Origin of the sequence: Cellulosimicrobium sp. 22598, assembly GCF_052044445.1 — a bacterium.
Classification (GTDB): Bacteria; Actinomycetota; Actinomycetes; order Actinomycetales; family Cellulomonadaceae; genus Cellulosimicrobium; species Cellulosimicrobium cellulans_G.
Genome location: NZ_JBQEMZ010000051.1, coordinates 1 through 590, shown reverse-complemented (window position 1 = coordinate 590; position 590 = coordinate 1). Strand labels below are relative to the sequence as shown.

1 protein-coding gene is annotated in these 590 nt (G+C 68.6%); it reads right to left on the bottom strand.

Annotated features, from left to right (window positions below):
* Positions 1–590 (bottom strand): superoxide dismutase (locus tag ACTJIY_RS20835; RefSeq protein WP_440675405.1); only part of this gene is annotated, 590 nt, incomplete at both ends.

Genomic DNA, 590 nt, shown 5'->3' with positions numbered 1-590 from the left:
CCGGCGGTCTGGGTCTTGGCGCGCTGGAGGCGGGCCTCGGCGTCGGACCAGTTGACGAGGTTCCACCAGGCGGTGACGTAGTCGGCGCGCACGTTCTGGTAGTCGAGGTAGTAGGCGTGCTCCCAGACGTCGAGCAGGACGATCGGGGTGAGGCCGAGGGTGAGGTTGCCCTGCTGGTCGTAGAGCTGGACGGTGACGAGCTTGGAGCCGATGGAGTCCCAGGCGAGGATGGCCCAGCCCGAGCCCTGGACTCCGGCGGCGACGGCGGCGAACTGCTTCTTGAAGGCGTCGAAGGAGCCGAAGTGCTCGTCGATCGCGGCGCCGATCTCGCCGGTGGGCTCGCCGCCGCCCTCGGGGGAGAGGTTGGTCCAGAAGGCGGAGTGGTTGACGTGGCCGCCGAGGTTGAACGCGAGGTTCTTCTCGTGCAGGTTGATCGCGGCGAAGTCGCCGGTCTCGCGGGCCTCGGCGAGCTTCTCCAGGGCGGTGTTCGCGCCGGTGACGTAGGCCTGGTGGTGCTTGGAGTGGTGCAGCTCCATGATCCGCCCGGAGATGTGCGGCTCGAGCGCACCGTAGTCGTAGGACAGCTCGGG